The organism is Neotamlana nanhaiensis (assembly GCF_000943555.1).
Taxonomy (GTDB): Bacteria; Bacteroidota; Bacteroidia; order Flavobacteriales; family Flavobacteriaceae; genus Neotamlana; species Neotamlana nanhaiensis.
The window spans coordinates 85,953-108,478 of sequence record NZ_JTDV01000013.1; the positions used below are offsets into that span (position 1 = coordinate 85,953).

26 protein-coding genes are annotated in these 22,526 nt (G+C 33.8%); 14 read left to right on the plus strand and 12 right to left on the minus strand.

The window, feature by feature from the left end; genetic code table 11:
- Positions 1 to 126 precede the first annotated feature (126 nt).
- On the plus strand, positions 127 to 600 hold the full coding sequence (gene greA / locus PK35_RS13255; protein WP_044627040.1) for a transcription elongation factor GreA: 474 nt from the start codon (positions 127 to 129) through the stop codon (positions 598 to 600).
- Between the two features lie 88 nt (positions 601 to 688).
- A complete protein-coding gene (locus tag PK35_RS13260; protein ID WP_044627041.1) occupies positions 689 to 1,078 on the plus strand; it encodes an HIT family protein in 390 nt (129 codons plus the stop codon).
- Here the strand turns inward: PK35_RS13260 and PK35_RS13265 are convergent.
- Both PK35_RS13265 and PK35_RS13270 read right to left on the minus strand, forming a co-directional pair.
- Positions 1,075 to 1,422, minus strand: a complete 348-nt coding sequence (locus tag PK35_RS13265) for a hypothetical protein (RefSeq protein ID WP_044627042.1) — start codon at positions 1,420 to 1,422, stop codon at positions 1,075 to 1,077. The two genes, PK35_RS13260 and PK35_RS13265, sit on opposite strands and share 4 nt — an antisense overlap.
- Positions 1,423 to 1,424: 2 nt before the next feature.
- Positions 1,425 to 2,579, minus strand: a complete 1,155-nt coding sequence (locus PK35_RS13270) for a sensor histidine kinase (RefSeq protein WP_044627043.1) — start codon at positions 2,577 to 2,579, stop codon at positions 1,425 to 1,427.
- 119 nt (positions 2,580 to 2,698) lie between these two features.
- Between PK35_RS13270 and PK35_RS13275 the strand changes: the two genes are divergently transcribed.
- The 4 genes from PK35_RS13275 to arsB all read left to right on the plus strand — a co-directional run bounded on the left by PK35_RS13275 (position 2,699) and on the right by arsB (position 5,971).
- A complete protein-coding gene (locus PK35_RS13275) occupies positions 2,699 to 3,568 on the plus strand; it encodes a flavin reductase family protein (protein WP_044627044.1) in 870 nt (289 codons plus the stop codon).
- Between the two features lie 75 nt (positions 3,569 to 3,643).
- Positions 3,644 to 4,021, plus strand: a complete 378-nt coding sequence (locus PK35_RS13280) for a DUF3127 domain-containing protein (protein ID WP_044627045.1) — start codon at positions 3,644 to 3,646, stop codon at positions 4,019 to 4,021.
- Between the two features lie 208 nt (positions 4,022 to 4,229).
- Positions 4,230 to 4,850 carry a leucyl/phenylalanyl-tRNA--protein transferase gene (gene aat, locus PK35_RS13285; RefSeq protein ID WP_044627046.1) on the plus strand — a complete coding sequence of 207 codons (621 nt, stop codon included), beginning with the start codon at positions 4,230 to 4,232 and terminating at the stop codon, positions 4,848 to 4,850.
- A 92-nt stretch (positions 4,851 to 4,942) separates the two neighbouring features.
- A complete protein-coding gene (gene arsB, locus PK35_RS13290; protein WP_044627047.1) occupies positions 4,943 to 5,971 on the plus strand; it encodes an ACR3 family arsenite efflux transporter in 1,029 nt (342 codons plus the stop codon).
- 54 nt (positions 5,972 to 6,025) lie between these two features.
- On the opposite strand, the gene PK35_RS13295 is transcribed toward arsB, so the two are convergent.
- From PK35_RS13295 to PK35_RS13305, 3 genes are read right to left on the minus strand one after another with little or no spacing between them, the layout of a single operon-like run.
- Positions 6,026 to 6,715: a DUF2490 domain-containing protein gene (locus PK35_RS13295; RefSeq protein WP_044627048.1), complete on the minus strand. Its 690-nt coding sequence runs from the start codon at positions 6,713 to 6,715 to the stop codon at positions 6,026 to 6,028.
- Positions 6,696 to 7,283 carry a hypothetical protein gene (locus PK35_RS13300; RefSeq protein ID WP_044627049.1) on the minus strand — a complete coding sequence of 196 codons (588 nt, stop codon included), beginning with the start codon at positions 7,281 to 7,283 and terminating at the stop codon, positions 6,696 to 6,698. The genes PK35_RS13295 and PK35_RS13300 overlap by 20 nt, the downstream gene beginning before the upstream one ends.
- Positions 7,249 to 7,815, minus strand: coding sequence for a DNA-3-methyladenine glycosylase I (locus tag PK35_RS13305; protein ID WP_044627050.1), 567 nt, complete (start codon positions 7,813 to 7,815; stop codon positions 7,249 to 7,251). Before PK35_RS13305 ends, PK35_RS13300 begins: the two co-directional genes overlap by 35 nt.
- Positions 7,816 to 7,920: 105 nt before the next feature.
- On the opposite strand from PK35_RS13305, the gene PK35_RS13310 reads away from it, so the two are divergent.
- Positions 7,921 to 8,538 carry a thioredoxin family protein gene (locus PK35_RS13310; RefSeq protein WP_044627051.1) on the plus strand — a complete coding sequence of 206 codons (618 nt, stop codon included), beginning with the start codon at positions 7,921 to 7,923 and terminating at the stop codon, positions 8,536 to 8,538.
- Here the strand turns inward: PK35_RS13310 and PK35_RS13315 are convergent.
- The 6 genes from PK35_RS13315 to PK35_RS13340 form a co-directional block, all read right to left on the minus strand.
- Entirely contained in the window at positions 8,525 to 9,232 is a 708-nt protein-coding gene (locus tag PK35_RS13315) for a hypothetical protein (protein WP_238320918.1), read from the minus strand. The two genes, PK35_RS13310 and PK35_RS13315, sit on opposite strands and share 14 nt — an antisense overlap.
- 61 nt (positions 9,233 to 9,293) lie before the next feature.
- Positions 9,294 to 9,989 (minus strand): tRNA pseudouridine(55) synthase TruB, encoded by a 696-nt coding sequence (gene truB, locus PK35_RS13320; protein WP_044627052.1) that lies wholly within the window; start codon positions 9,987 to 9,989, stop codon positions 9,294 to 9,296.
- A 1-nt stretch (position 9,990) separates the two neighbouring features.
- Positions 9,991 to 10,785 carry an undecaprenyl-diphosphate phosphatase gene (locus tag PK35_RS13325; RefSeq protein ID WP_044627053.1) on the minus strand — a complete coding sequence of 265 codons (795 nt, stop codon included), beginning with the start codon at positions 10,783 to 10,785 and terminating at the stop codon, positions 9,991 to 9,993.
- Positions 10,782 to 11,039, minus strand: coding sequence for a DUF3098 domain-containing protein (locus tag PK35_RS13330; protein ID WP_044627054.1), 258 nt, complete (start codon positions 11,037 to 11,039; stop codon positions 10,782 to 10,784). Before PK35_RS13330 ends, PK35_RS13325 begins: the two co-directional genes overlap by 4 nt.
- 36 nt (positions 11,040 to 11,075) lie before the next feature.
- Entirely contained in the window at positions 11,076 to 11,954 is an 879-nt protein-coding gene (locus tag PK35_RS13335; RefSeq protein ID WP_044627055.1) for a cell division protein FtsX, read from the minus strand.
- Between the two features lie 98 nt (positions 11,955 to 12,052).
- Positions 12,053 to 12,970 (minus strand): DMT family transporter, encoded by a 918-nt coding sequence (locus tag PK35_RS13340; protein ID WP_052825999.1) that lies wholly within the window; start codon positions 12,968 to 12,970, stop codon positions 12,053 to 12,055.
- Positions 12,971 to 13,205: 235 nt separating this feature from the next.
- Here PK35_RS13340 and leuS point away from each other — a divergent pair, with 235 nt between their 5' ends.
- The 4 genes from leuS to PK35_RS13360 all read left to right on the plus strand — a co-directional run bounded on the left by leuS (position 13,206) and on the right by PK35_RS13360 (position 19,148).
- Complete coding sequence (gene leuS, locus PK35_RS13345; RefSeq protein ID WP_044627056.1) at positions 13,206 to 16,019, plus strand: leucine--tRNA ligase; 2,814 nt, start codon at positions 13,206 to 13,208, stop codon at positions 16,017 to 16,019.
- 146 nt (positions 16,020 to 16,165) lie between these two features.
- The gene (locus PK35_RS13350) at positions 16,166 to 16,417 is read left to right on the plus strand and encodes a SemiSWEET family sugar transporter (protein ID WP_044627057.1); all 252 of its coding nucleotides are present in this window, start codon (positions 16,166 to 16,168) and stop codon (positions 16,415 to 16,417) included.
- 81 nt (positions 16,418 to 16,498) lie between these two features.
- Complete coding sequence (locus PK35_RS13355; RefSeq protein WP_044627058.1) at positions 16,499 to 17,194, plus strand: zinc metallopeptidase; 696 nt, start codon at positions 16,499 to 16,501, stop codon at positions 17,192 to 17,194.
- Between the two features lie 181 nt (positions 17,195 to 17,375).
- Positions 17,376 to 19,148 carry a MutS-related protein gene (locus tag PK35_RS13360; RefSeq protein WP_044627059.1) on the plus strand — a complete coding sequence of 591 codons (1,773 nt, stop codon included), beginning with the start codon at positions 17,376 to 17,378 and terminating at the stop codon, positions 19,146 to 19,148.
- Between the two features lie 82 nt (positions 19,149 to 19,230).
- Here the strand turns inward: PK35_RS13360 and PK35_RS13365 are convergent, their stop codons facing one another.
- Complete coding sequence (locus tag PK35_RS13365) at positions 19,231 to 20,121, minus strand: thioredoxin family protein (protein WP_044627060.1); 891 nt, start codon at positions 20,119 to 20,121, stop codon at positions 19,231 to 19,233.
- 480 nt (positions 20,122 to 20,601) lie between these two features.
- Between PK35_RS13365 and PK35_RS13370 the strand changes: the two genes are divergently transcribed.
- From PK35_RS13370 to PK35_RS13380, 3 genes are all read left to right on the plus strand, one after another.
- A complete protein-coding gene (locus PK35_RS13370) occupies positions 20,602 to 21,288 on the plus strand; it encodes a sensor histidine kinase (RefSeq protein WP_238320919.1) in 687 nt (228 codons plus the stop codon).
- Positions 21,285 to 21,974 carry a LytR/AlgR family response regulator transcription factor gene (locus PK35_RS13375; RefSeq protein ID WP_044627062.1) on the plus strand — a complete coding sequence of 230 codons (690 nt, stop codon included), beginning with the start codon at positions 21,285 to 21,287 and terminating at the stop codon, positions 21,972 to 21,974. Before PK35_RS13370 ends, PK35_RS13375 begins: the two co-directional genes overlap by 4 nt.
- 67 nt (positions 21,975 to 22,041) lie before the next feature.
- The gene (locus PK35_RS13380; protein WP_052826001.1) at positions 22,042 to 22,521 is read left to right on the plus strand and encodes a hypothetical protein; all 480 of its coding nucleotides are present in this window, start codon (positions 22,042 to 22,044) and stop codon (positions 22,519 to 22,521) included.
- The last annotated feature ends 5 nt before the right edge of the window (positions 22,522 to 22,526 follow it).

Sequence of the window (22,526 nt, forward strand, 5' to 3'; positions counted from 1 at the left end):
AAACTATACAAGTAATTAAAAATTTTGTATTTTTGTTTTGCAATCTCGTTTATACGAGATTTTTTTTGTGCTGTCCCGATATTTCGGGATTTTTCAGCTTTTAGTATTAAGTAAAACGATGAAGTTATGAGTAAAGTATCATACTATACACCAGAAGGATTAAAAAAGTTAAGAGACGAGCTTAACCAGCTTAAGGATATAGAACGCCCAAAGGCATCACAAGCTATTGCAGACGCAAGAGATAAAGGTGATTTAAGTGAAAATGCAGAATACGACGCAGCCAAGGAGGCGCAAGGCATGTTGGAGATGAAAATTTCTAAAATGGAAGAAACTCTAGCTAACGCTCGTATTATTGACGAATCGCAATTAGACACCTCGAAGGTGTTAGTGCTTAGTAAGGTTAAAATTAAAAACCAAACCAATGGTATGGAAATGAATTATACTTTGGTGGCCGAAAGTGAAGCTGATTTGGCTTCAGGTAAAATATCGGTAAACTCGCCTATCGGTAAAGGTTTACTCGGTAAATCGGTTGGCGATGTAGCCGAAATTAAAGTGCCAAGTGGCGTAATGAAATTCGACATTGTAGAAATATCGAGATAATTCTTCATTTAAAATTTTTTTAAAAGATTCCTTATCTCTTTTGGTTTGGAATCTTTTTTATATTTACAGCAATACAAAACCCACTATTATGGCTTCTATTTTTACTAAAATAATTAACGGCGAAATACCTTGTTATAAAATTGCTGAAACCGAAGATTTCTTCGCGTTTTTAGATATAAATCCGAATGCAAAAGGGCATACATTATGCATTCCAAAACAAGAAGTTGATAAATTATTCGATTTAGATGAAGCTACTTACAACGGGTTAATGCAATTTTCTAGACGTGTTGCCAAAGCTATCGAAAAAGCTGTGCCTTGTAATCGTGTAGGCTTAACTGTAATTGGCTTAGAGGTGCCGCATGCGCACGTACATTTAATTCCGTTAAACAACATGGAAGATTCGCGATTTATAAAAAAAGAAACCTTGTCTCCAGAAGAGTTTCAAGAGATAGCAAATGCTATTCAGGCTAACTTCTAATTATAAAGCACCATAAAACCAATTGCCGAAACGGTAATAATAGCGGTTAAAATTACAATAAGCCAAGTGAGCTTTTTTAAGTGAAACGATTTGCTTTTTGGGGTTATAGCTCTTTTGTGATACTCAAAAACACGCTCTAAATCATCCGTCCATTGTACAGGATAAATATTAGAGTTGCATGTGTTACAAAACAATTCATTTAAGGTGTCTAAAGTGGTCGCTTTGTAAAAAGCGTTTTCAATTAATTGTTGCTTAAAGGTTAGTTTTAAACCGTCGTTGCTATAGCATACAGGGCAGTTGTTCTTTAAGTTAAATTCGTTTATTTTAATGTGTTTTTTTGCCATATTTAAGTGGCTCTTTTTAATTGAATTTGGATGGTAGTGCCTTTTTTAATTTCGGAGTTTAGCACCTTGATTTTCCCTTTATGGAAATCTTCAATAATACGCTTTGTTAAGGATAAACCTAAACCCCAACCGCGTTTTTTGGTCGTAAAACCAGGCTCAAAAATTGTATTAAAATCTTTCTTAGGGATGCCTTTACCGGTATCGGTAACATTAATTTTTATATCGTTTTCTAACTGAATAATTTCTAAGGTTAGCTTTCCGCGTCCTTTCATAGCATCAATGGCGTTTTTTACCAAATTTTCTATGGTCCAGCTATAAAGTTGTTTGTTTAAGTTAACAGGAATTTCTTCATTGGGCGTTTTTATTTCAAAAGTAACTAATTTGGAAGCACGCGCCTTTAAATAATCGAAGCTGTGTATGGTTTCGGTAACAATATCGGTGGTTTCTAAAACGGGCACAGATCCTATTTTGCTGAAACGTTCGGTTATGGTTTGCAGGCGGTCAATATCTTTTTCAATTTCAACAATGTAGTCGGGGTTCGTGTTTTCAGTCTTTAAAATTTCGGTCCAACCAATTAATGACGAAAGCGGTGTGCCAATTTGATGCGCTGTTTCCTTTGCCATACCCGACCAAAGCTTATTTTGAGTGGCAATTTTACTGCTTCGGTAAAAGAAATAAATAACGGCTGCAAACAAAAATATAATTAAAAATAAGGCTAACGGGTAATATTTAAGTTTGTTTAATAACGGCGAGTTTCCGTAGTAAATGGTACTAATAACTCTACCATCTAATTTTACTTTTATGGGGTTGTTTTCTTCTTTAAACTTGGCAATTAATTTTTGTACAGCAATTGAGTCGCTTAGCTTTTTTTTATCAATATTGTTAAAATCGTAATTGCCATCTTCGGCAACCATAATCATGGGTGTGGTTTTGTTACTGGTAATTACTTTTAGCGGTAAATTACCCAAATCCATATCTAAATTGGTGGTTTTTAACAAATCGGTTTGAGCAAACGACCAATTTTCCATTTTTATCCGTTCTTCTTCTTTAAAATGCTGAAAAAACTCGAACGTTTTCCATAAAATAAGAGAAACAATGGCAAAAGAAGCGGTAATAATTATCCAACGAAATAAATTGCTATGCTTGCTTAAAATCATTAACAAAGGGATTTGTTCGGTAATATAATGCAATTCTGTTAATATTATTGTTTAAGTTGTTAGTAAATCGGTTTTTAGTTGCAGACTAGAATAGTTACATTTGCTGAAATAAATTTGTGATGCTGTCCATAGATCCTAAATCGATATCAACGAGCCAGTTACATGGCTATTTGTTAAGTGCTGTGGCACCTAGGCCTATTGCTTTTGCAAGCACTATTGATGCGAAAGGACAACCAAATTTATCGCCATTTAGCTTTTTTAATGTATTTAGTGCAAACCCGCCAGTGTTAATATTTTCGCCAGCAAGACGGGTAAAAAATAATACCACTAAGCATACTTTAGAGAATGTTGAAGCAGTTAAAGAAGTGGTTATAAATGTGGTAAATTATAATTTGGTTCAGCAAATGTCGTTAAGTAGTACCGAGTATGCTAAAGGTGTAAACGAGTTTGAAAAGGCAGGGTTAACTATGGTTAAATCGGAGGTTGTAAAACCGTTTCGAGTTGCCGAATCGCCTGTGCAAATGGAGTGTAAAGTAACCGAAATAGTTAAATTGGGTACCCAAGGTGGCGCTGGAAATTTAGTGATTTGCGAAGTTGTTAAGTTACATATTGATGAGGTTGTTTTGAATGAAGGTGGTAACATCGACCAAAATAAAATAGATTTGGTAGCTAGAGCAGGAGGAAGTTTTTACAGTAGAGCAAAAACTGGGTTTTTTGAAATACCAAAACCTTTAAGTAGCTTAGGAATTGGTGTAGACAGTTTTCCAGAACACATTAAAAATAGTACCGTACTAACGGGTAACGATTTAGGGGTTTTAGGTAATGTTGAAGCCTTACCAAAACCAGAAAAAGTAACACAGTTTATAAATAATTTAGCGGTTAGTAAGCCCGAAATTAAAACGTTTACAAGTTTTCAAAAACACCAATTAGCTCAAAGCTATTTAAGTTTTGGAGATGTTAAAAGTGCTTGGAAAATATTGTTAAGTTAATTTTTAAAACCACCTTTGTAATAGGGTTTTTAAGTAAGCATAAGATAAATAAATAGTAATAAATAATTTGATTAGATGGAAGTTCAAGGAAGAATTAAAGTGATTGGAGAAACTCAAAGTTTTGGAAGCAATGGGTTTAGAAAAAGAGAAATAGTTGTAACTACAGAAGAGCAATACCCACAACATATTATGGTGGAGTTTGTACAAGATAAAACCGATTTGCTAAACAGTTATAAAGTTGGGCAACAGGTTAAAATAAACATTAATTTACGAGGTAGAGAATGGGTTAACCCACAAGGAGAAACTAAATATTTTAACTCTATACAAGGTTGGAGAATTGAAGTATTACAAGCCCAAGCCGGTGGCGATAACTTGCCTCCAGTACCTCCTGCAGATGCTTTTGAGCCAGCAGGCGATTTAAACGAAGACGATCACGATGATTTACCGTTTTAAAGATAATATCCTCAAGTCACGCTAAACAATTTAGAAGTGTTGACTACGGATAGCTAAAAACAAGAGGCTCTCTAAAAAGTGTGAAATCTGTCATTCTGAATTTATTTCAGAATCTTAAACAGTTGATTTCTAAAACACATTAGAATCTGAAACAAGTTCAGATTGACAACAATGTGGCTTTTTAGACAGCCTCTTTTATTTTTATAACATGCATCAATTAACAGAAGCATTATGGTTTCCAGATCCCTCTGAAGCAAACAGTGAAGGTTTATTAGCCTTTGGTGGCGATTTAAGTGTGTCGCGTTTATTGTTAGCCTACAAAATGGGAATTTTTCCGTGGTACGACCAAGAACCTATTTTGTGGTGGGCGCCAAATCCGCGTTTTGTATTATTTCCAGAAAAACTGAAGATCTCTAAAAGTATGCGACAAGTATTACGAAATGGTGATTTTAAAGTTACAGTAAATAAAGCGTTTATAGAAGTTATAACAGCTTGTTCAGTACAAAAACGGCAAGGGCAAGACGGTACATGGATTACACAAAGCATGATAGAAAGCTACACGAAGTTACATGAATTAGGTTTTGCCAAATCGGTTGAAGTTTGGCAAAATAATACGTTGGTTGGCGGGTTATATGGCGTCGATTTAAACAATGGTGTTTTTTGTGGCGAAAGCATGTTTACAACAGTTAGTAATGCCAGTAAAGTGGGTTTTATCACCTTTATTAAAAATACAAATTATAAACTTATCGACTGTCAAGTGTACACCAATCATTTAGAAAGTTTAGGTGCCGAAGATATTTCAAGAAACCAATTTTTAAAGTTTTTATAGATTAATCTTATTCCAAAAAATAAAAATTCTGTTGGTTAATAACTTTTAACATCGTAATATTGCAATATTAAAATAACTGATTTGTTACCGCTATGAAGAAATTAAGCTTTTTAGATAAAAATTTGACCTTATGGATTTTTATCGCGATGCTATTTGGTGTTGGTTTAGGTTATTTTATTCCGGAGTTTCCAAACTTTGTTAATTCGTTTAATCGCGGAAATACAAACATCTCAATAGCCATTGGTTTAATTTTAATGATGTATCCCCCATTGGCTAAAGTTAATTATGCTTTATTACCTAAGGTGTTTCGAAATACAAAAATTCTATCTATTTCATTAGTATTAAATTGGGTTATTGGTCCTGTTTTAATGTTTTTTTTGGCTATTACCTTTTTAAAGGATTATCCAGAATATATGGTAGGACTTATTTTAATTGGTTTAGCACGTTGTATTGCCATGGTTTTAGTTTGGAACGATTTGGCAGAGGGAAGTACCGAATACGGTGCAGGTTTAGTCGCTTTAAATAGTATATTTCAGGTATTTGCTTATAGTTTTTATGCGTGGTTGTTTATTACTAAATTACCGCCACTGTTTGGATATGAAGGTGCCATTCTGAATATTTCTATGGGTACAATTGCCGAAAGTGTTGCTATTTATTTAGGACTTCCTTTTTTATTGGGCATATTAAGTCGGTTAATTTTGGTAAAACTTAAAGGGGAAGATTGGTATAGCAACAAGTTTATACCAACTATTTCTCCACTAACGCTAATTGCTCTATTATTTACCATAATAATTATGTTTTCGCTTAAAGGCGAACTAATTGTAGAAATACCTTTTGATGTTATATTAATAGCCATACCATTATTAATTTATTTCGCGCTTATGTTTGTGTTTGGGTTTTTCATTACTAAAGCAATGGGTACTAATTATAGTAAAACAGTAGCGGTAGCTTTTACAGCTGCGGGTAATAATTTTGAGTTGGCCATTGCCGTTGCTATAGCTGTTTTCGGGATAAATTCAGGTCAAGCCTTTGCTGGTGTTATAGGGCCATTAGTAGAGGTTCCAGCTTTAATTCTATTGGTTAAAGTATCATTTTGGTTAAAAAAGAAATATTTCGCATAAAACTTAGTGTAAATTGTTTAAAGCCCCAATGTGTTAATTTAAATGTTTGGGTCTTTACATTTTTACAATAGCTGAAGTTAAAATAAATAAACGATGTTCAGTTTTTAAATTAAATGCTTCAAAACGATATTCGGCGCCTATTTGTAGTTTTAAAGTTTTACTAGTTTGCCAACCAATTTGCGACGTAATACGATTGTCCCATTCGGGTTTCATGCTATTATTAAGGCTTAACAAGAACTCGGTCGAGGATACTAAATATGTTTCACCAATATCTAATTTTTCTCCATTTAAAGGACAATCAACAGCAAACCGATAGCGCTGCCTATAAATAGTTTGGTTTTTTAAAAGGCGTTGCTCGGTTCTAAATCTATGTCCAAATCTTATATTATGCGGTGTTTTAGTACTATTAAATTGCTGGGTTAGCCGAACTTCGTTACCAACTAAATTGTTAAAAATAGTTCTGTTACGGTATTGTAAACCTAAACTTAAGCTTTTATTGTGTCTTAGTTTTAAGGTTGAAAAATGCACGACATCTATTTGCCGTTGCGTATAGGTTAATGTGTTTTCTTTATATAAATAGTAGCGCGATTTTAATGCGAAATTTACCTTATAGGCGTTTGAAACCGTATGATTTACTGCCACTGCAGATTCTCCTAAACTTTCAAAATTACTTTGAGAAAACCCAATAATATAGCAACAGCCAAATAAAATTGACAGCTTAAGTTTAATACAACGCGAATTCATACGAATTTGGTGTTAAAACCCGCGATGAAATAAACATGCCTTTTGGGTTAAAGGTAAGCTCATAAATATACTGGGCGGTTTTGGTTTTTACTTCGGCAATAATTTCGTAATTGCAAACTAGTGTTTTGGCATTTTGTAATACCTCATTAATAAAATGAGTTGTGTTGTTATTTACAAATTGCCTCTGAATTTTAATAACATGTGTTTTCTGGTAGTTTTGTTTAAAATACGCCATTATTTCTGTCCACACTTGGGGTGCAATGGCTTTTTGTTTTACAAGCACTTCAATATCTTCTAAAACGCAATCATCGTTAAATTCTAGACTGTAAAAGTTTTTACTGTATTTAAATTTAGCTTCAAAGCTGTGTTTATCGCCATCGGTTTCTTTGTAAAAGCGCAACCGTTTTATATTATTGGGTAACCATTTTAATTTATTTATGCAGGTAAAGGCTTCAGCTTTTATACGTGTTTCCTTTTCGTTTTTGGTTTGGCAAAAACAGTAGTAGTTAATACAAAAAACAAGTACTAAGAGTTTAAACCTCATGGTATCTAAAGCAATTAATTTCATGGTCGTTTACCATACCAGTTGCTTGCATGTGCGCATAAACAACCGTCGATCCTACAAACTTAAATCCACGTTTTTTTAAATCTTTACTTAAAGCATCACTTATAGCCGTATTTGCAGGAGCGTCTTTATAATTTTTTAGTTTATTTTTTATTGGTTTTCCATCAACAAATCCCCAAATGTATTTACTAAACGAGCCAAACTCTTCTTGTATTTTTAAAAAGGCTTGTGCATTGGTTACAGTTGCTTTTACCTTTAATTTATTGCGTATAATGCCAGGGTTTTGCAATAATTCATCTAACTTTTCTTGAGGGTATTTTGCAATTTTATTGTAATCAAAATTATCGAAAGCCGCTTTAAAGTTTTCGCGTTTTCGTAGCACTGTAATCCAGCTTAAACCAGCTTGAAAAGTTTCTAAAATTAAAAACTCAAAAATGGTTGCATCATCGTAAACAGGAACGCCCCATTCTTGGTCGTGGTAAGCTTCGTAAAGCGCGTCGCCTTCGCACCAACCGCATCGGTGTTTTGTTGCCATAATTTAGTTGTAAGGTTTAAGGTAAAAGTATGACAAATATCATCCTAATTAAAATATTGAAGCCCTAAATTTGCCTTGGTATTTTGTTTAAAATTTAAAAATGTTATGGAATTATTTATTAAAGAAAGTTTAAAAAAGGCAATTAATTATTCCAATTACAAAGCCTTAATGAAACATTTGGCTGAAAACCACAAGACCACCGGAATCGAACAAACCGAAGCTTTAATAAATTACACTAAACTTAACGAGCGCCGTATGAAGCGTTGGGATAAAACCGTTAAAGTTACAGAAGCAATTAAAGCAGATATACAAAAGTTTAATAAACCTATGACTTGGTTAGTTATTACCGAAAGTTGGTGCGGTGATGCTGCCCATGTGTTGCCTGTAATTAATAAAATAGCCGAATTAAATGATAATATCGACTTAAAATTTGTGCTACGTGATGAAAATATAGAGTTGATGGATGCTTTTTTAACTAATGGCGGGCGCTCAATTCCGAAAGTAATTATGATTGATAATGAAACTGGAAAAGTGGTTAATACTTATGGACCAAGACCAAGTGAGGCAACTAATTTGGTAAATCGTTTTAAAAGTAAATACGGCGCATTAACACCTGAATTTAAAGAAGATTTACAACACTGGTATAACAAAAATAAAGGGCAAAATATTGTTGCAGATATTACCGAAATTTTAAACCAATTAAGTCTGGTTATTTCCCAATAAAATTGAACGTAATCGTTCCTATTTGCGATTTTTTATTGGCGTCTGTGCTAAAAACAGATTGTTTTGCGTATTCTAAAGCGCGTTCTTTTAAGCACTCGTTGGCCGAATTTGACGAGCTGTTTACGTAAGTGTCAACCACGTTACCTTTATCGTTTACGGTAATGTTTATAACAATTTTACCATCTTCTTCACATAAATAAATAGGAATAGGAATGTGTACCTTTGTTCTGTTTAATAAGGAATAGCTTATGGTGCTTTTCGAGTTGTCATCACCCGATTTTTGTTTTTTAAGAAGTTCATTTACTTTACTAAATGTTTCGAGTTCTTCTTTGTTTAACTCGGTATTTTTTTGATGCTTATAACTGTGTTTTGAAGTATTTGGACCATCTTGGTAACCACTAAATTTAGGAACATAATCTTTAGGTGGTGCTATAGTTTTAAACGCCTGTGCAAAATGTTTGTTTTTTTTGTTTTCGTTTGAGGCACTATTAGTACGGGCTTTACTAAGTTTGTCTAAATTTTTTTGAATTTTTTCTTCTTCTGGCGTACGTTTTTTTTCGGGTTCAATTTCGTAATAGCTCTCGTTTAAGAAAATTTCATGTTGTTCTAAACCTAAATTAAAGGCTAAGGCAAGTACAATACCAGAACATACTAATGTGATTATTAGGGCTTTATGTTGATTTGTTAGGTTCAAATCTTAAGAATTGTAATAAATGGGTTTGCTGAAATATACGTAAAATATTGATATATAGATGTTAATTGTTGTTAAGCTGGCTAATAAAACCTTCAATACTTACAGCATTTTCAACATTAAAATCGCCAATTTTTGTACGACGTAAAGCCGATAAATGTCCACCAGATTGTAACGCTTTACCAAAATCGTTAGCTAAAGAACGAATGTAAGTGCCTTTGCTACAAACTACTCTAAAATTAAGTTCTAAGTTGTTAATTGACGTAATTTCAAACTCCGAAATATGAATGGTTCGTGGTTTAATTTCAACCGTTTCGCCTGCTCTAGCAAATTCGTAAAGGCGTTTACCGTCTTTTTTTACTGCCGAAAATACGGGAGGAAATTGTTCGATATCACCAATAAATTGTTTGGTTGTTTTGTGTATTAAATCTTCAGTAATATGGTCTGTTGGAAATGTTTCGTTTATTTCGGTTTCTAAATCGAACGATGGCGTGGTACTGCCCAAAACAATGGTGCCTGTGTATTCCTTTACTTGCGCTTGAAAGGTGTTTATTTCTTTCGTTTTTTTTCCTGTACAGATAATTAAAAGTCCTGTAGCTAAAGGATCGAGCGTGCCAGCGTGACCAACTTTTATTTTTTTTATGTTGAAGGCTTGCCGTATTTCCCAACGTAGTTTGTTAACCGCTTGAAAAGAGGTCCAATTTAAGGGCTTATCGATAAGAAGAACTTGTCCGGAAAGGTAATCGTCTTTAGTTAGCATATTAATTCATTAAAGCTACGGCAATAGCGATGATGCCTACTATGGCGCAATACATAGCAAAGTAAGATAATTTACTTTTTTTAACTAAGGCAATCATCCAAGTACAGGCGAATAATCCAGCAACGAATGCTGCAACAAAGCCGATAGATAGTGCGGTGAAATTCTGACTTTCCATTGATATATCACCACTTAAAACATCTTTAGCAATTTTACCAAAAATTAGAGGTACCACCATTAAAAATGAAAAGCGTGCGGCTTTAGTTTTATCGTTACCCAATAACACCGAGGTTGAAATGGTTGCTCCAGAACGAGAAATGCCTGGTAACATAGCAATAGCTTGCGATACGCCAATTACAAACGCGTTCGCAAACGATACTTTTTTGTTTGTGTCTTTAGCTTTATCAGCAAAATATAAAAGTACAGCTGTTACAATAAGCATGCAACCTACAAGTAAAATATTGCCGCTAAATAAGGCTTCTAATTGTTCTTCAAAAAACAATCCAACAACAACGGCAGGAATCATAGAAATACCAATTTTAAAGATAAATTGTAAATCTTCGTTCCATTTAAATTGTAATGCGCCTTTTATTAAGCTTAAAATATCTTTTCTAAAAATAACTATGGTACTTAAAGCTGTAGCAAAATGTAATACTACCGTAAAAAGTAAACTTTCTTCTGGTACCGAATTATCACCAAGAATAGCTTTTCCTAACTCTAAATGACCACTTGATGAAACCGGTAAAAATTCGGTTAAACCTTGAATAATCCCTAGGATAATAGCATCAATAATATTCATGAGTTTTTCTCGGGATTTAAAAGAATAGCATATACTTCAATACCAAAACCTAAAAGTACTAGCATGGGCGCTAAACGAATACGTCTCCAGCTAAAAATTTCTGGATTAAAAACATTAGGATCGTCGCTACCACCACCCGACATTAAAATAAAACCGAGTGCAATGATGGCTAAACCTATAAACATGAATTTGTAGTTTTTTTTGCCAAAAACAAAGGCTGGTTTTGCGCTTTCTTTTCGTTTTTGTTCTCCCATAGTTTTAAATTTTATACAAATAAAAGCAATTATTAGTTAGTAGTATAGCTGGTCGGTTTTTAAGTTTAAGAAGCGTTGGGTTGCAAAATGTGTACTTATCCAGGTAATTACAACACCCAAAGCAAAAATAAATATAAATAAAAGCCCAATTAAAATAGGATTGCTTAATAGGTTTAGTTCGGCAAAGGTTTGGTTTAGGTAGTATAAAACTATTGCCATACCAATTAAGGCTAAAACCGCGCCAATCATGCCCAAACGAATACTTTTCCAAACAAAAGGACGACGAATAAATTGTTTTGTAGCGCCTACCATTTGCATGGTTTTTATAGTAAAACGTTTGGAGTAAACCGATAATCTAATAGAACTGTTTATAAGTAAAACGGCAATTACTGTAAAAATACCACTCACTAAAAGTACCCAAAAGCTTATTTTCTTTACGTTATCATTCATAAGGTTAACCAAATCGTTGTCGTAGCTTACTTCGTCTACAAAATTTTTGGTTAAAGCTTCAGTCGAAATTTTTTCAAGATGTTCCGTAGTTACAAAATCGGCTTTTAAATGCACATCTATAGAGTTTTGCAACGGGTTGTAGCCCACAAAATCCATGAAATCTTCACCGTTTTGTGCTTTCATAAATTCGGCGGCTTGTTCTTTCGAGACGTATTCGGTGCTTTTAACATAATCGGCCATTGCCAAACTTTTTTCAAGTTGTTTGGTTTCGACTTCTTTAGCGTTGTCTTTTAAATAAATAGTAATAACAACTTGCTCTTTAAAATGATCGGATACTTTTTTAGCATTCAATACCAACAAACCCAATAATCCTACTAAAAATAATACTAAGGCAATACTTAATACTACCGAAAAGTAAGATGAAATTAAACGGCGTTTTTGGTGTTTCTCGAACGGTGAACTCATAAAATGAACAAATTAATCGTGTAAAAATAAAAAACTAAACAACACAATAGTTGTAAAACATAGCTTTTAAAACAAAACGATGTCTATGTTAAATTGTTTTATCTTATTTTTCCTTTTTTAGTACGACTCACAATATAGACACCAGCGGCTACAAGTATGCAACTAAAAATTTTAATCATATTAATATCTTTAGCGTATTCACTTTGCATAAAAATATAGGCTAAAATACTTACCAAAATAAAACTAACAACGGGTTGTAAATAAATATAACTACTGGTAATAGAGGGTGCTAAGTGTTTTAAGGCAAAAATATTAAATAAGTAAGCAAAAAATGTGGTGAACAATACTACATACCCAATGGTAAGGTAAGTATGTGTGGTAAATGCACTAAAATTGGTGTTTATAAAATCGTGGTAGTTAAACGGAGATGCTAAAATAAAACCAAATAAAAATATCCAACTTGCCACGGTAACTGCATGGTATTTCTGCATTAGGGTTCTTGCAATTACTAAGTACAACCCATAGCTACAAGCATTAAAAAAGATGAATAAATTACCTAAAAACGAGCTCGTACCTTGAGCTTTATTTCCATATAGAATAAGTACTACCGCGCCAATACCAGCAATAGTAATACCTAAAACTTTATTCATGGTAATTTTTTCTTTTAAAATTAAAAAGCTAAAAATGAGTACCAAAACAGGTGTTGCAGTTTGTATAATTGAGGCATCAATAGGAGAGGTTAAATTAATACCATGAAAAAATAACATTTGGTTTAAAGCACCACCAAATAAACCACATAGTAGCAATCTAATAAAATCCTTTTTTTCAACGCGCTCGTTTATAAAAAGTAGTTTTACAAGCCAAAATAATATGGTACAACCAGCTAAACGAATAAAAACAAAAGCTGGAGGCGTAATTTTTTCGGGCATAATGCCTTTTGCAATAATATAATTCGCACCGTAAATAGCGTTTGCACCAATAAGTGCTAAATGCGCTTGGGTTGTTTTAGTTATCAAATGGACTTGTGTTTAGGTGGCGAAATTACAAATTGCTTTTGTAACAGGTTATTTTTACGCCATTAAAAATTCGTTAATTAAATGTCTGTCTATTAATTGGCTGTTTTTGGTTATAAAACGTAAATTTGCGCTTTCAAATTTGTCATTCTTAGTTATGCGTGCAAATCTGTTTAAATTTTAATAAATAATTTAAGGTTTGCATTCTTTGTAATGACAATATAATTTATAATCAAGGATGAAATACAATTTCAACGACATTGAAGCCAAGTGGCAAAAATATTGGGCAGAAAACCAAACGTTTAAAGCAGAAAATAACAGCGAAAAACCAAAGTATTATGTGTTAGATATGTTTCCTTACCCAAGTGGTGCAGGCTTACATGTTGGGCATCCGCTAGGTTATATCGCATCCGATATTTATGCGCGCTACAAACGCCATCAAGGGTTTAATGTATTGCATCCGCAAGGTTACGATTCGTTTGGGTTACCAGCAGAACAATATGCGATTCAAACTGGGCAGCATCCTGCAATTACTACCGAAGCGAATATAAAAACCTACCGTCGTCAGTTAGATCAAATTGGTTTTTCGTTCGATTGGAGCAGGGAAGTGCGCACCAGTAATCCAGAATATTACAAATGGACGCAGTGGATTTTCATTCAGCTTTTCGGGTCGTGGTATAATATTGATGCTAATGCAGCTGAAGATATTATTGATTTAATGATCATTTTCGAAAACGAAGGAAATGCTAATGTTAACGCCGTTTGTGATGACGATGTTGAAATTTTTACTGCTGAAGAGTGGAATGCTTTTGATGATATTAAAAAACAAAGCATTTTATTACAATACAGATTAACATATTTAGCCGAAACCGAAGTAAACTGGTGTCCTGCTTTAGGAACGGTTTTAGCTAATGATGAGATTGTAAATGGCGTTTCAGAACGTGGCGGACATCCAGTAGTGCGCAAGAAAATGACACAATGGAGCATGCGTATTTCGGCTTATGCAGAGCGCTTACTTCAAGGACTAGAAACGATTGATTGGACCGATTCGCTTAAAGAAAGTCAGCGTAACTGGATAGGTAAATCTGTTGGAGCGCAAGTAGAATTCAGAATTCAGAATTCAGAATCCAGAATTTCTGTATTCACCACCCGCCCCGACACCATTTTTGGCGTAAGTTTCATGACCTTGGCGCCAGAACACGATTTAGTATTACAAATTACAACCCCAGAGCAAAAAGCCGAGGTTGAAGCCTATATTGAAGCTACTGCAAAACGTAGCGAGCGCGAACGTATGGCCGATGTTAAAACCATTTCGGGTGTGTTTACAGGGGCTTATGCAGAGCATCCGTTTACCAAAGCTCCTATTCCAATCTGGATTGGCGATTACGTACTTGCCGGTTATGGCACAGGAGCTGTTATGGCAGTGCCATGTGGCGATCAGCGTGATTACGATTTTGCAAAGCATTTCAACATTGCAATTCCAAATATTTTTGAAGGCGTCGATATTAGCGAAGAAGCCTTTGCCGATAAAGACAAAACCGTTATTGCGAACAGCGATTTCCTTAACGGATTAAACTATAAAAAAGCTACCAAACGTGCTATTTTCGAACTAGAGCAAATTGGTCAAGGACAAGGAAAAACCAATTACCGCCTGCGCGATGCCGTATTTAGTCGTCAGCGTTATTGGGGCGAACCTTTCCCGGTGTATTATGTTGATGGTATGCCACGCATGATTGATGAAGCGCATTTACCAATTCAATTACCAGAAGTAGAAAAGTATTTGCCAACCGAAACTGGCGAGCCGCCATTAGGAAATGCCAATGTTTGGGCTTGGTGTACAGAAACCAATGCGGTTGTAGCGAACGACAAAATAAACAATACAACTGTGTTTTCTTTAGAGCTTAACACCATGCCAGGGTGGGCAGGAAGTTCGTGGTATTTTAACCGCTACATGGATGCAGGCAACACCGAAGCCTTTGCAAGCAAAGAAGCCTTAAATTATTGGAAAGATGTCGATTTATACATTGGCGGAAGCGAGCACGCAACAGGTCACTTATTATACGCACGTTTTTGGCAAAAGTTTTTATTCGATAAAGGTTTTGTGCCAGTTGATGAGTTTGCGAAAAAACTGATTAACCAAGGAATGATTTTGGGGACGAGTGCTTTTGTTTATCGTGTTGAAGGTGAAAATAAGTTCTTGTCAAAAGGATTGATTGAAGGAGAAAAGGTTCAACCAATTCATGCCGATGTGTCTTTTATAAATTCCTCTGATGAATTAGATGTTGAAGCGTTTAAAAATTGGCGTGCTGAATTTAAAGATGCCGAATTTGTTTTAGAAGATGGTGTTTATAAAGTAGGTCGCGATGTTGAAAAAATGTCGAAATCGAAATACAACGTTGTAAACCCTGATGATATTGTTGCCGATTATGGTGCCGATAGTTTACGTCTTTACGAAATGTTTTTAGGGCCTTTAGAACAGTACAAACCATGGAATTCTGCGGGTATTACAGGTGTGCACAATTTCTTAAAAAAACTTTGGAAACTTTATGCAGACGATAACGGATTAAAAGTTACCGATGCAGAACCAACAAAAGACAACCTTAAAACGCTACACAAAACCATTAAAAAGGTACAAGAAGATATCGAGAACTTTTCATTCAATACATCGGTGTCTACCTTTATGATTGCTGTTAACGAATTAACGCAGCAAAAGTGTACAAGCAAAGCTATTTTAGAACCCTTATTGGTTTTAATTTCACCTTATGCGCCGCATATTGCCGAAGAATTATGGAGTCAGTTAGGAAATAGTGCATCTATTTCTACTGCAGCGTTTCCAGTATTCGATGAAAGTCATTTGGTAGAAAGTAGCAAAAATTACCCAATTTCGTTTAATGGTAAAATGCGTTTTACGCTCGAGTTACCTATGGATATGAGTAAAGACGAGATTGAAAAAACCGTTATGGCTCACGAAAAAACGCAAGAGCAATTGGCAGGCAGAACACCTAAAAAAGTGATTGTGGTTCCTGGTAAAATTGTAAATATAGTTGGGTAAACTATAAGTTGTTTGGTAATTAGTAAGCGCGTTAGGGATTGAAGCGACATCCTTTTTTGAAGTATGAGAAAAAGATAAAGCGTAAAGCCTGACACCGATACCGACTTTTCGGGGCGGTGTAACGCCCAAATTATAACTAATTTTTTATGGAAATTGTTGGTTTTATAGCAGCATGCTTAACAACAGCAGCCTTTTTGCCTCAGGTATACAAAACTTGGAAAACCAAAGATGTATCGAGCTTGTCTTTGCCCATGTTGGTAATGTTTTTTGTAGGTATTTGTTTGTGGTTAATTTATGGGGTTTACAAAGAAAGTCCGTCGATGATTTGTGCTAATGCTATTACTATTGTGTCTGCAATAATGCTTATTTATTTTAAACTTAAATACCAAAAACAGTAATTAAAACTGACAAACTTTCACACCAAAAATTTGGCTTTATTTTTGCTATATTTATTATATCAATTTTTAAAAAATTAAAAGATGTTAGGATATTATATATTAATAGGAGCGATTGCCTTAGTAAGTTGGTTGGTAAGCAATACGCTAAAACGAAAATTTGATAAATACTCTAAAACGCCATTACGAAATGGAATGAGTGGTGCCGAAATTGCCGAAAAAATGTTGACAGATCATGGTATTTATGATGTTGAGGTTATTTCTACACCTGGGCGTTTAACTGACCATTACAACCCAAAGAATAAAACTGTAAATTTAAGTCAGGCGGTTTATAACCAACGTAATGCCGCTGCGGCAGCCGTAGCAGCTCACGAATGTGGACATGCTGTACAACATGCGCAAGCGTATAGTGCTTTAAAAATGCGTTCGGCTTTAGTGCCTGTGGTGTCGGTTACTTCGGGTATGTCGCAATGGTTGGTTATTGGTGGGCTTATTTTAGGAGCAGCATCGGGTTCTAGTTTAGGGTTTTTAGTGGCTGTTTTAGGCCTTGTTTTTATGGGTGCAGCAACCTTATTTAGTTTTATTACGTTACCTGTTGAGTACGATGCTAGTAATCGTGCATTGGCTTGGTTAAAAAATAAAAATATGGTGACACCAGAAGAATACAAAGGATCGGAAGATGCTTTAAAATGGGCCGCTAGAACCTATTTAGTAGCTGCTATTGGTGCTTTAGCCTCGTTATTATATTGGGCGATGCAAGTATTTGGCGGTCGCGATTAATGTATTAAATATTTAGAATAATAGGTTGTTTTAGAAGTTTTAGTTGTGTTAATCTGAACGTGTTTTAGATTCTTGAAACTACTGTAAATCTGATTAAATGAGATCCTGAAACAAGTTCAGGACAACAGATTTTCTAACTTCTAAAACAACCTCTTTTTTTTTAAAAACAGCAACTATTTTCATGCAAAATCCACTAGAATATTATAAAAAGCAAAGCGAAATTTATGCCGATAAAACCAAGCAAATTACAAGCAAGTTACGTTGGTTTAGTTTGTTACGACTTTCGGTTTTTGTGTTAACTGGCTTTGGGGCTTATGCAATGCGTTCGCAATGGCAAGTGGCAGTTATTATAGCGGTTATTGGTTTAGCTGTGTTTGGGTTTTTACTTTCAAAATACACCGATTTAAAAACGCAAAAAGCCATAAATAAAAATTTGAAAGCTATAAATGATGATGAACTTAAAATTGCAGCTGGCGATTTTTATAATCGAAACAATGGCGAGCAGTTTCAAGATCCTGCGCATGTTTATAGTTTAGATATTGATTTGTTTGGTCGCGGATCGTTTTTTCAGTTTATAAACCGAACAACCATTGCCGAAGGTGCGCAAAAACTAGCCAATGCCTTAAAAGCAAATGATATTTCAAACATTAGCGACAGGCAGGAAGCCATAAAAGCACTTAGCGAACAACCCAAATGGCGCCAGTTGTACAGCGCAACCTCAAGCTTAGTAGAAGTTGAAACACCCGCACTTAAAATAATTAATTGGCTAAAACACTATAAACCTTTTACATCGGTTTTTACTAAATGGTTACCACTGGTGTTCACGGTTTTATCATTATTAATTTTTGGGTTAATTATTTCTGGAGTAATATCTAGCTTAGGTATTATTGGATATTGGTTGGTTTTTGGCTTAGGAATTACGGGCGTTTATTTAAAGAAAATTAATGTTTTAGCAAGTAACACTGATAAAATAAGAGATACGTTTAGGCAATATGCAACTCTTCTCAAATTAATTGAAGAAGCATCTTTTACTTCAAGATTACTTCAGGAAAAACAACAATTAATTAAATCGAATAATCAAAAGGCTTCCGAAGTTTTCAAACGTTTTTCAAAAGCTTTAGATGCGCTTGATAATCGTAATAATTTAATTGGTGCCATTTTTGGAAATGGGTTCTTTTTAAACGATTTAAAAAACGCTTATAAAATTGAACAATGGATTAAAACACACGGTACTAAAGTTGAAGATTGGTTTGAGGTGGTTTCGTTTTTTGATGCTTACAATAGTTTGGGTAATTATGTGTTTAATCACCCAGAGTTTGTGTTTCCAGATATTGTAAAATCGGAAGCTGTTATAAAAGCTGAAGGTTTGGGACACCCATTACTCGATAAAAATAAACGTGTAGATAGCGATTTAAGCTTAAATAACGAACAGTTTTTTATTGTTACTGGAGCAAATATGGCAGGGAAAAGTACCTTTTTACGAACCGTTTCGTTACATATTGTTATGGCAAATGTTGGTTTGCCTGTTTGCGCAAAATCTAGTAAATATGCGCCTGTAAAATTAATAACAAGCATGCGAACTACCGATTCGTTAACCGATGATAGTTCGTATTTCTTTTCAGAATTAACACGCTTAAAATACATTGTTGAAACTATTAAAAAAGAGCCCTATTTTATAATACTTGATGAAATTTTAAAAGGAACAAACAGCACCGATAAGGCTATTGGCTCGCGTAAATTTGTTGAAAAACTAGTAGCTACCAATGCCACAGGAATTATAGCGACGCACGATTTAAGTTTGTGTGAATTGGAAAATGAACTTCCAGAAATAAAAAACTATTATTTTGATGCCGAAATAGTAAACGATGAATTGTATTTCGATTATAAATTGAAGCAAGGCATTTGCCAAAATATGAATGCTTCCTTTTTGTTAAAAAAAATGGAGATTGTTTAACTTGCTCACCTAGAGTTAATAAAGTTTGGTCGATACATAATTTCTATTTACCGAAAGTTATAAATTATTGAATATCATTAGGTTAGTTTTGCTTTAAATTAATCTTATTTATCATTTTAAGGGCATTTTCATCATCGGGAACTAAACTCAATACTTTGTAATAATTTTTTAAGGCTTCGGTGTAATTTTCGGTTTTAAAATAGGCTTCACCTAAACTGTCGAATACATTGTATTTATAAGGAAAAATTTTTGTGTTAAGCTCGAATATAAATAGTGCTTTTTCGGTTTGGTTCGATCGTAAAAGCGAATAGCCATAAGTGTTAAGCTCTCTGCTGCCTTTAACAAATTCAGCTATTCTAGGTATTAAAACTGGCGCTTCAAGTTTTAAACTGTCTATGCTTTTTGTTTGTAAAATTTGATCCATAAAATTCGCAACAAAGTAATTAGAACGATATTTGTTTTCTAGTGTTATGTTGTAAATATCGCGTTCAAAAGTTTCAACGGGTAATTCAACAATTCTGTTTACTTCTTTGCCATTTTTATAAAAAATAAAGGTTGGTACTCGGTGAATGTTTAAACCTTTTTCTTCATGGTTTGGGCTTTGTTTATAAGCATCTTCGGTGTTGTTAAGGGCAAAAACCTGTAAGTTGTTTTCTGGAAATTTCGCAGCTTCTAAAACTTTATAAAATCGAGGCACTTCACGTTTGCTATCACCGCACCAAGTACCTAAAAATACTTTAATTTGGTAGGTGTTTAAGCTATCTTTTAGCTTTTTAATAAGGGATTTGTTAGCTACATAATCGTTGTAGTTTTTGTTAAACCAAGTGCCAAAACTGTTTTGCGTTAATCCGGTTTTGTTAATTTCGCCTAGTAAAACTTCTTTTCCTTTTTCGGTAATAATCAACTGATTTAGATCTTGAGAAAAATTTAGTTGAAGACAAATTAAAAATATAAAAGTAACTGTTCGTTTCATAATCTTTTTGTTTGATGTTGCTCAAAACTAATTACTTAAATGGTGTTTTTCAATAAAAATGTACACATGGTAATTTTAAGGGTTTTAACATCAAGGTTAATGGTATAACGTGCAAATAATTTACGTTGGTTTAATTAAAAATGCTGTTTGTACACTATTTTTTGATGCTTTTGTATTTCTACCTATTTTTAAAGTATGGTTATCATTAAAAAACATATGTCGCAAATACTTGTTCATATACTTTTTTGGATGCTTTTTGTGTTTGTGTCGTTATTTTTATTTTCCAATTATTATTGGCGGGAAAACCCATTTTTGCAATACTTAGTTTTGTTGGTGGTAATTGTATATTTAAACCATTTTTTATTACTACCGTTTTTTGTTAAAAAAAAGCTGTACGTCTTTTATATTTTTGTTTTTGCTGCCATTTCTTTTTTTGCAACTCAGCTGTATTGTTATGCTTTTGCCCAATGTGGGTGCAGTTTGTATAAATGTTTAAGCGATTATTTATGGCAAACTTTGGTGCCTTTAATTTTCTTTTCGTTTGTTTGGATGCTATATCGTTTTATTGATGAACAGCAGGAAGTAGAAAAGGTGAAAAAGGAGCACTCCGAAATGGAATTAAAATTCTTGAAATCGCAAATTAATCCGCATGTACTCTTCAATAACTTAAACACGATTTATTCGTACGCTTTAGAAAAACCAGACGAAACACCCGAGCTTATTTTAATGCTATCAAACAACTTAAAACATGTGTTATACGAAAGCAACGAAAATGTTGTGGCTTTGGAAAAAGAGATGGTGTTTATCGATAATTATATTCAATTTCAAAAACTTCGTACCGAAGGTGTAAAAACTATAAATTATACCCAAAAAATAGATGCTTATAACCACCGCATTGCGCCTTTATTACTTATTACCATAATTGAAAATGCTTTTAAACATAGTGTTTTAAATAGTGTTATTTCTATTGATATTAAGGTTGAAAATGGCCAGCTAAAATTAACCTGCGAAAACGATTTTGATGTTTTAAAAGGAAGTACAGCCCAACAAAATATTGGTTTAAAAAACTTAGAAAAACGTTTAGGCTTACAATATAAAAACAACTACCAATTAAAGGTTGAAAAAAAGGAAAGGTTTAAAGTAATACTGCTAATTAACTTACAATGAATTGCATTATAATTGAAGATGAAATACCTGCACAAAACATTATAAAAAACTACATTAAAAAATTACCAAATGTAGAAATTAAGGGTGTATTTAAAGCTGCTATTGAAGCTAATGCGTTTTTAAACACTAACCAAGTCGATGTGGTTTTTCTCGATATTAATTTACCCGATATGCCGGGTTTAGATTTTATAAAAACCATTAAAAATCCGCCAGAAATTATCATAACAACGGCTTATCCAGAATTTGCAGTTTCGAGTTTTGAGCTCGATACTATTGTCGATTATTTAGTAAAACCATTTTCATTCAATCGGTTTTTAAAAGCTGTAAACAAAGCCGAAACGCGATTGCAACCAAATGAAGATTTACCCAGTTTAAACAACGAATACTTTTTTTTAAACGTTGATAAAACCCTTCATAAAATTACTGTAAAATCTATTTTATACATCGAATCGCAGCGCAATTATATTACGGTGGTTACAGAAAGTCAGAAATTATCGTACATCGATTCATTAAAAAATTGGGTGGAAAAATTACCCGAAAATCAGTTTTTGCAAGTGCATAAAAGCTTCATAATAAACCGTAAATTTGTCGATAAAATTTCTGGAAACATCGTTTATGTTAGCCAGCAAAAAATTCCTATTGGTAGAACGTATAAGTCGAAACTTTTAGCAGTGTTAGGCATATAAATTTTTGTTAAAGAAGTAACTTTTATAAAAGCGGCGTGTCTTAACGTAAACAATAAAACAAAATAAAATGATAAAATATGTAATGTTAGCCCTGTGTTTTAGCTTAAGTTTAGCTGTAGGTGCGCAAAAAGTAAAGATTAATGATGAAAATTTTGAAATAAAAGGCGAGCGCATTTTTAAAGATGGAACCGATGTAACCGAAACCTTAACTTTAGAAAATAAAGCTGAAATTAAAAAAGCAATTCAGCAGCAAAAAGAAGCAGAATTAGCAAAACAAGCCGAAAAGGTTGAAAAAGAAGCTAAAAAGTTAGAGAAAAAGGAAAAAGCAGCCGAAAAAAAACGTAAAAAAGCCGAAAAGGAATTAGCTAAGAAACAAAAAGCGCAAGCGAGTTTCGATAAGGCAAAAAGTAATTTAACCAAGGCTAAAGAAAAACGCTTAAAGCTTCAAGAGCGCGGTAAATTATCGCCTGTTGATGAGGCAAAATGGGATAAGAAAATAAAATCTCTGGAAGAGAAAACGGCAAAAGCCAAAAAGAAATTAAAATAATTTCA

Bases quoted from the DNA above. Each gene is read 5' to 3' on its own strand.
- greA (WP_044627040.1), top strand. From the start codon at position 127: ATGAGTAAAGTATCATACTATACACCAGAAGGATTAAAAAAGTTAAGA.
- PK35_RS13260 (WP_044627041.1), top strand. From the start codon at position 689: ATGGCTTCTATTTTTACTAAAATAATTAACGGCGAAATACCTTGTTAT.
- PK35_RS13265 (WP_044627042.1), bottom strand. From the start codon at position 1,422: ATGGCAAAAAAACACATTAAAATAAACGAATTTAACTTAAAGAACAAC.
- PK35_RS13270 (WP_044627043.1), bottom strand. From the start codon at position 2,579: ATGATTTTAAGCAAGCATAGCAATTTATTTCGTTGGATAATTATTACC.
- PK35_RS13275 (WP_044627044.1), top strand. From the start codon at position 2,699: ATGCTGTCCATAGATCCTAAATCGATATCAACGAGCCAGTTACATGGC.
- PK35_RS13280 (WP_044627045.1), top strand. From the start codon at position 3,644: ATGGAAGTTCAAGGAAGAATTAAAGTGATTGGAGAAACTCAAAGTTTT.
- aat (WP_044627046.1), top strand. From the start codon at position 4,230: ATGCATCAATTAACAGAAGCATTATGGTTTCCAGATCCCTCTGAAGCA.
- arsB (WP_044627047.1), top strand. From the start codon at position 4,943: ATGAAGAAATTAAGCTTTTTAGATAAAAATTTGACCTTATGGATTTTT.
- PK35_RS13295 (WP_044627048.1), bottom strand. From the start codon at position 6,715: ATGAATTCGCGTTGTATTAAACTTAAGCTGTCAATTTTATTTGGCTGT.
- PK35_RS13300 (WP_044627049.1), bottom strand. From the start codon at position 7,283: ATGAAATTAATTGCTTTAGATACCATGAGGTTTAAACTCTTAGTACTT.
- PK35_RS13305 (WP_044627050.1), bottom strand. From the start codon at position 7,815: ATGGCAACAAAACACCGATGCGGTTGGTGCGAAGGCGACGCGCTTTAC.
- PK35_RS13310 (WP_044627051.1), top strand. From the start codon at position 7,921: ATGGAATTATTTATTAAAGAAAGTTTAAAAAAGGCAATTAATTATTCC.
- truB (WP_044627052.1), bottom strand. From the start codon at position 9,989: ATGCTAACTAAAGACGATTACCTTTCCGGACAAGTTCTTCTTATCGAT.
- PK35_RS13325 (WP_044627053.1), bottom strand. From the start codon at position 10,785: ATGAATATTATTGATGCTATTATCCTAGGGATTATTCAAGGTTTAACC.
- PK35_RS13330 (WP_044627054.1), bottom strand. From the start codon at position 11,039: ATGGGAGAACAAAAACGAAAAGAAAGCGCAAAACCAGCCTTTGTTTTT.
- PK35_RS13335 (WP_044627055.1), bottom strand. From the start codon at position 11,954: ATGAGTTCACCGTTCGAGAAACACCAAAAACGCCGTTTAATTTCATCT.
- leuS (WP_044627056.1), top strand. From the start codon at position 13,206: ATGAAATACAATTTCAACGACATTGAAGCCAAGTGGCAAAAATATTGG.
- PK35_RS13350 (WP_044627057.1), top strand. From the start codon at position 16,166: ATGGAAATTGTTGGTTTTATAGCAGCATGCTTAACAACAGCAGCCTTT.
- PK35_RS13355 (WP_044627058.1), top strand. From the start codon at position 16,499: ATGTTAGGATATTATATATTAATAGGAGCGATTGCCTTAGTAAGTTGG.
- PK35_RS13360 (WP_044627059.1), top strand. From the start codon at position 17,376: ATGCAAAATCCACTAGAATATTATAAAAAGCAAAGCGAAATTTATGCC.
- PK35_RS13365 (WP_044627060.1), bottom strand. From the start codon at position 20,121: ATGAAACGAACAGTTACTTTTATATTTTTAATTTGTCTTCAACTAAAT.
- PK35_RS13375 (WP_044627062.1), top strand. From the start codon at position 21,285: ATGAATTGCATTATAATTGAAGATGAAATACCTGCACAAAACATTATA.
- PK35_RS13380 (WP_052826001.1), top strand. From the start codon at position 22,042: ATGATAAAATATGTAATGTTAGCCCTGTGTTTTAGCTTAAGTTTAGCT.